This window comes from Eubacterium sp. MSJ-13 (assembly GCF_018918235.1).
In the GTDB taxonomy this organism is placed as follows: domain Bacteria; phylum Bacillota; class Clostridia; order Lachnospirales; family Lachnospiraceae; genus Butyribacter.
The window spans coordinates 1-6,337 of the sequence record NZ_JAHLQE010000127.1 but is presented as its reverse complement, the minus strand read 5'-3'; the positions used below and the strand labels follow the sequence as shown (position 1 = coordinate 6,337).

Annotated in this window: 6 protein-coding genes; 3 read left to right on the top strand and 3 right to left on the bottom strand. The window is 36.8% G+C overall.

Annotation, left to right across the window (positions count from 1 at the left end; translation table 11 throughout):
- Nucleotides 1-225: 225 nt before the first annotated feature.
- Together KQI69_RS07975 and KQI69_RS07970 are read right to left on the bottom strand one after the other, a co-directional pair.
- Complete coding sequence (locus KQI69_RS07975; protein WP_216564841.1) at nt 226-2,220, bottom strand: beta-galactosidase; 1,995 nt, start codon at nt 2,218-2,220, stop codon at nt 226-228.
- A gap of 110 nt (nt 2,221-2,330) precedes the next feature.
- Complete coding sequence (locus tag KQI69_RS07970; RefSeq protein WP_216564839.1) at nt 2,331-3,416, bottom strand: type II CAAX prenyl endopeptidase Rce1 family protein; 1,086 nt, start codon at nt 3,414-3,416, stop codon at nt 2,331-2,333.
- Between the two features lie 167 nt (nt 3,417-3,583).
- Between KQI69_RS07970 and pta the strand changes: the two genes are divergently transcribed.
- From pta to KQI69_RS07955, 3 genes are all read left to right on the top strand, one after another.
- Nucleotides 3,584-4,576 (top strand): phosphate acetyltransferase, encoded by a 993-nt coding sequence (gene pta / locus KQI69_RS07965; protein WP_216564838.1) that lies wholly within the window; start codon nt 3,584-3,586, stop codon nt 4,574-4,576.
- A gap of 27 nt (nt 4,577-4,603) precedes the next feature.
- Nucleotides 4,604-5,734, top strand: coding sequence for a helix-turn-helix transcriptional regulator (locus KQI69_RS07960; protein WP_216564836.1), 1,131 nt, complete (start codon nt 4,604-4,606; stop codon nt 5,732-5,734).
- A gap of 122 nt (nt 5,735-5,856) precedes the next feature.
- Nucleotides 5,857-6,093 carry an HPr family phosphocarrier protein gene (locus KQI69_RS07955; protein WP_216564834.1) on the top strand — a complete coding sequence of 79 codons (237 nt, stop codon included), beginning with the start codon at nt 5,857-5,859 and terminating at the stop codon, nt 6,091-6,093.
- 39 nt (nt 6,094-6,132) lie between these two features.
- Here KQI69_RS07955 and KQI69_RS07950 read toward each other — a convergent pair.
- Nucleotides 6,133-6,337 (bottom strand): hypothetical protein (locus KQI69_RS07950; protein ID WP_216564833.1); only part of this gene is annotated, 205 nt, incomplete at its 5' end.

Genomic DNA, 6,337 nt, shown 5'->3' with positions numbered 1-6,337 from the left:
TAGCAAATGCAGTAAAATCAAGGCTTTTTGTTAAACTTGCACTAAAAAGAATAGAGAGTAGATTATGTGAAAATAGTCATATATGATATTAAGTTTTTTACAGAGAAAGAAATAATGAGCTATATATTAAAAACCGGATTTATAAGGTGTCATGGGGAATATGATCAAACCTATAAATCCGGTTGTTTTATATTGATTTATGCAGACATGAAAAGCAATACAATATCAGATTATTTTTACTCCGTATGGTTCTAAAGTTATTGATTCGTTATCGGTCATGTTGAAGGAAATCTCTTTCTCAGTGTCATTTAAATAAAATTCTGTTATATTGCCGTTTTCATCTTCTCGTTTATGATATTCGACTCCGTCAGGAAGAGTAAGATAAGGGGTATCTGTTTCATCAAGCATTGTCTTGAATAATTCAGCCATTGAGTCCATATCGATTCGTGCCGCTACATAATATGCTTTACCTTCACCGAAGCTCTTACATGTTACGGCAGGTGTACCTGAATAAAAGTCACTGTCGTATTTTGCAAGGATATCGGCATCAGATACGCGTAATATTTCTGCATAATCACGGATATCTGCTTTATGACCGTCTGTAAATGTTGCTGAATTTTTATCACTGTCATAATATGTGTCTATTTCTTCACTTATAACACCAAAAAGCTCACTTAATCCGTCACCCGGAAAACCTCCGAGATAACAGAGGGCGTTTTCATCAACATATCCTGTGAGATATGTTGCCATCAGATGACCGCCCCGTTTTACGAAATTTTTGAGATTTTCGGAAACACTCGGTCTTAACATATAAAGCATAGGAGCGACAACAACATTATAGTCGTTAAGATCATCATCGGCAGCAACAATATTCATGTCTATTCCAAGTTTTAAAAATTCATGATAGATATCTATACAAGTTTTTGCATAATTTTTTGTTTTATCGGACAAGCCACGCATATCGTCAATCGCCCACATATTGTCCCATTCAAATATAAGAGCTGCTTTTGGTTTTACGACAGTACCTTTTACCTTTGAGAGATTGTCGAGCATAGCTCCGACCTCGGCAACTTCCTTGAAGATTCTTGTATCATCAGTTCCAAGGTGGTCTACAACAGCACCATGATACTGTTCAAATGAGCCGCGGCTTTTTCTCCACTGAAAATACTGTACTGTGTCAGAGCCACATGCAACTGCCTGTGCACTGAAAAGTTTATGTACTCCGGGGCGTTTGAGTTTATTGTAACCATGCCAGTTTACAAGTCCGGGCGCACATTCCATAAGCATAAATGGCTGGTCTTTCTTTAATGAACGCATGACAGCGTGGTCAAAAGAGTTATGTGCCATTGTATCTGCCATTGTTTCATAATCATTATGGAAGAAAGGATATGAATCCCACGATACTACATCGAGTTCTTTTGCCATGACACGATAATCGAGTCCGGGGAAGAGCTGCATAAAGTTTGTAGTGACAGGGATGTTAGGTGTTCTTTTTCTGATAATATCAATTTCTGATTTCATATAATCAGTGGTATTCCATGTAGTAAAACGCTTCCATTCAAGGTTTAATCCCATGATGCTGAACTCACCGTTTGAATAAGGAGGTTCTATCTGTGAAAAGTCGTTGAATGTATGACTCCAGAAGCTTGTCCACCATTCTTTATTTAATTTGTCTATATCATGGTCAAATTTATCTGCAAGGTAGTCCTGGAATTTCTTCTTACACAGAGGACAGAAACATTCTCCGCCGAATTCATTAGATAGATGCCACATAGCAAGTCCGGGATGATTTCCTACAGTATCTATTATCTTGTTTATGATAATACCTGTTTTTTCCCTGAATTTAGGTGATGACATACAGTGGTTGTGGCGGACACCATGATGTGCTCTGTGGTCATCAGCACCTACACGCATACATTCAGGATATTTTTCGTCAAGCCATGCAGGGCGTGCACCTGAAGGTGTTGCAAGTATAGTGTAGATACCATTTTCATACAGTTTGTCCATAATGTCTTTTAGCCAGTCCATATGGAATTCGCCTTCAGAAGGCTCGTAAGCTGCCCATGAGAAGATACCCAGAGACATGCTTGTCATTTTTGCTTTTTTCATAAGTTCAATATCTTTTTCGAGGATATCAGGTCTGTCAAGCCACTGGTCAGGATTGTAATCCGAGCCGTGAAGTATACCGTTTACCTGCGGAAAAAAAATTCTTTTGTTCATATAGTTCGTTACCTCCAAATTTGATTGTAGAAATTATAACATCTGCTTATATGAATAACAATCGGTTTTTATATCAAAAAATTCTTTTTAGGTAAAAATAAAATTTTTTCTTAGAAATAAAGGCACATGGCAAGGTAGCCGCAGCACCAGTGAAGGATAACGCATCCCCATATATTCTGCTGGCGTTCATATATATAGCCAAGAGCAAGACTTAAAAGAAATGCGCCTATCATGAAATAGAAGCCAAAAGGCATATGCATAAGTGAAAACAAAAGTGATGTGAGGAAGATACTGAAAAATTTCTGGAATCTTACCTTCATCAATGATTTGACACTTGTCTGTATTACTCCACGCGCCAGAAATTCCTGGACAAATGCGGTGAATATATAGGTATATGCACCGTGGAGTGAACCGCCGATATAGTATGCTTTTATCTGATAACCTAGCAGTGTGAGGACTGCCTTGCTTAACAGGAGGACACAGGAGGCTATAACGGCTGTAACTAAGGTTTCGATAGTGTTCTTTTTCAATGTTGACAGCTTTGGTATAAGACCTATGTCACGCATTGAGAAACTTGTCATAAAGACGATTTCCAAAAACAGCAGGAATGTGATAAATTCTATGATCTGTGTGTAAACTGATGATTTAAGGTATATATGCAGAGTAAAACGCATAAGGCTCCATGACATCAGAAAAACACTTATACACAAAATAAGACCGGCAAATATAAATGCACAGTCATGCTCATGCTGGCGCAGATTAAATCTGTCCGTATCATCCTCGATAAGAATGACCATACCGTTAAAAGAAGTGTCAGGATCTTTATAAGGTGAATCAGGATCAAAAACTTCCTGTTTTGATGGTTTTAAAAGACTTATATCAATATTAAAGTGATGGCTCTCTTTTTCTTTGCCGAAGCGGTATCTTACAGGTGTTTTCGGGAAGACTTTATGTTTCTCCATACTGTCTCGGAAAAGTTTGTTAAATGCCCTGTTTTTTTTGTTCTGTAAAAAAAGTTCCGTAAAGGACTGTCCTAATATATCGGAGACAGCTTCTATGTTTAATATTTTGCAGCATGCTGAATTACAGTATGTTATAATGCCCTCGGAATCTAATGTTATTACTCCGTCAGACATATTTTCAAATATCATGTTTTTTTGTTCTGCTGATATAGTATCAGGTAATTGTGAAGTCATTGTAATCCTCGTTTCTTTATGTTTTTATCTCTCTTTTAAGTATATCACATTTCTATAGCGAATTTTTATCAAATTCGCATTGTTTATATTGACTTTTCTTTAAAAGTATACGAAAATAGGCGTGGTGCTTAAAAATAAACACAAAATTTAGAAATGGAGATGATTAGATGTTTGGTTTTGGTCAGTTAATAGACATTTTAAAGAAAAGCCCAAAGAAGATCGTTTTTACAGAAGGTGAGGATCCGCGTATCCTTGAGGCATCTTCACGATTGCTTGCAAGCTATTTCCTTCATCCGATCCTTATCGGTAATGAGGACAAGATTATGAAAGCAGCAGAAGAGAGCGGATTTAATATCCGTGGGGCTGAGATTATAGATCCTGAAAAATATGATAAAATGGATGAGATGGTTGAGGTGCTTTGTGAACTCAGAAAGAAAAAAGGCATGACTCCTGAAAGAGCAAGGGAAGTTCTTTCACAGGCAAACTATTTTGGTACCATGCTTGTAAAGATGGGAGTTGCTGACTCACTTTTAGGCGGTGCTACATATTCGACAGCAGATACTGTTCGTCCCGCACTCCAGATAATAAAGACAAAGCCTGGACATAGCATTGTTTCTTCATGCTTTATTCTTGTAAGACCTAGTGCTACAGGTGAAAATGAAGTTATCGCAATGGGTGACTGTGCTATAAATATTAAGCCATCTGAGGACGAGCTTGTTGAGATAGCAGGCGAAGCTGCAAAATGTGCGAAGATTTTCGGAGTTGATCCACAGGTTGCATTTTTAAGCTATTCTACACATGGCTCAGGAAAAGGTGAGGATGTAGACAAGATGTGCAATGCTGCAAGAAAGGCTAAAGAGAAATATCCTGACCTTCCTATAGATGGAGAACTTCAGTTTGATGCAGCAGTATCGCCTAGAGTTGCAAGGACAAAGTGTCCTGAGTCAAAAGTTGCAGGTCATGCAAATACATTTATATTCCCTGACATAAACGCTGGAAATATCGGATATAAGATTGCTCAGCGTATGGGTAATTTTGAAGCATATGGCCCTATCTTACTTGGACTTAATGCACCTGTAAATGATCTGTCAAGAGGCTGCAATGCATCAGAGGTTTATTCTATGGCTATCATTACGGCAGCATTGGCAAATAATATTTAAGATTATTAGATAATAGGACTGTTTTATATGAAAGATAAATTTTTCTTGACACATATGTTACCTATATTAAGAGCGCATATTGCAATATTCGATGAAGATGGAAATCTTTTGGAACAGCTTTCTGCTTCAAGAGAAGATGATATTATGCTTTATTCGCAGATAGTAAAAAAAGCAGGAAAAAATCTTCCTTATATAGTTGTTATAGAGACTGGAGTGGTCGTGTGTGCTATGTGGAATGAAGCCGAATCAGAGTTTATTGTGATAGGAAAAGTGGCTATGTTTTCTTCTTTTGAAAAACGTAGTTCAGATATACTTGTCTGTTCAAAAGACGCATACACATCGGCAGTTATACTTATATGGAATAAACTTACCGGAAAACAGATTGGAAAATCTGATCTTTGGAGTAATAATATAAGCTTAGGTAAACCTGTGGAGGTATTCATTACGAAAAGTATCTTTGAGTATCAGGAAAGTGGAAAATTTCATAATCCTTATGCACAGGAACTCAGAGAGCATGATAGTATCAGGCGTGGTGATCTTAAAGGACTTAAAGAAAGTATAGATGAGGTTTATCCTGGTGAGATTGGAAAGCTTGCTGAAGACCAGGTCAGAAGTATAAAGAATGTTGCGATAGGTGTTATAACATGTGCTTCCAGGTGTGCGATAGAGGGAGGGCTGAATGCTGAAGCAGCATTTTCAATGGCTGATGGATATATTAGATATCTTGAAGAAGAATTAGATGATCCGATTAAAATTGAGCATTTTGTAAGAGAAGCGGAGTATAATTTTACAAGAGATGTTCATAATTTAAATAGCAACGATATTAAAAATCCATTGATACATCAGGTAAAAGACTATATATTTGCACATATACATGAACCTCTTATGGTGAGAGATATAGCAAAATATGTAGGAGTGTCACCTAATTATCTTTCAGAACAATTCAGTCAGTTTGAGGGTGTAACATTAAAGCAGTATATAATTGACGAAAAGATAAAATCAAGCGAATATCTTTTAAAATATACGGATTATTCTTTGCAGGAGATAAGCAGTTATTGTGCTTTCAGTTCGCAGAGCAGATTTAGTGTTTATTTCCAAAGAAAAAATGGAATAACTCCAGCAAAGTACCGAAAAAAGTATCAGAATGGGAGAAAATGAAAAAATAGAATAGAAAATGTAATAAAATGGTGAAGATATGTATATATTTAAACGCTCAATGGTGGTATAGTATCGTGAAAGTTGCAAGAAGTTTTTTGGTATTATGAAAAGGAGTGTTTATCATGAACAAGATTAACATTAAGTTTAATGATGTAACTGATGTAAACAAATTTGTTCACATTCTCTCAAAGTATGATGCTGATTTCAATCTGTATTGTGGAAGCTATTGCGTAGATGCAAAGTCATTGCTTGGAATCATGACTATGGATCTTAGAAATAGCATGTGGATGACAGGAAACTGTGAGCCGGGTGAAGCAACTCAGATTATTCATGAATTAGGAGATTTTGTTGCAGCATAAGATATTTTGAAAGATCATTTTAGAAGATATGAATATAGATTAAGGGCGGCACAGGGGCTCTGCATACGACAGGTGTATGCAGAGTTTTTCTTTTTTACAAATGTATAAATTTATGATAGAATAAAAAGAAGTTTTTTTAACACTATCAAGGAAGTCCCCCACTTCTATTGCGTAGAGCAATAAGTGGGGGGTGGGACTTGCTTGTATCAGGAGGGGTACAAGCCCCTTCTGATATGCTGCGATA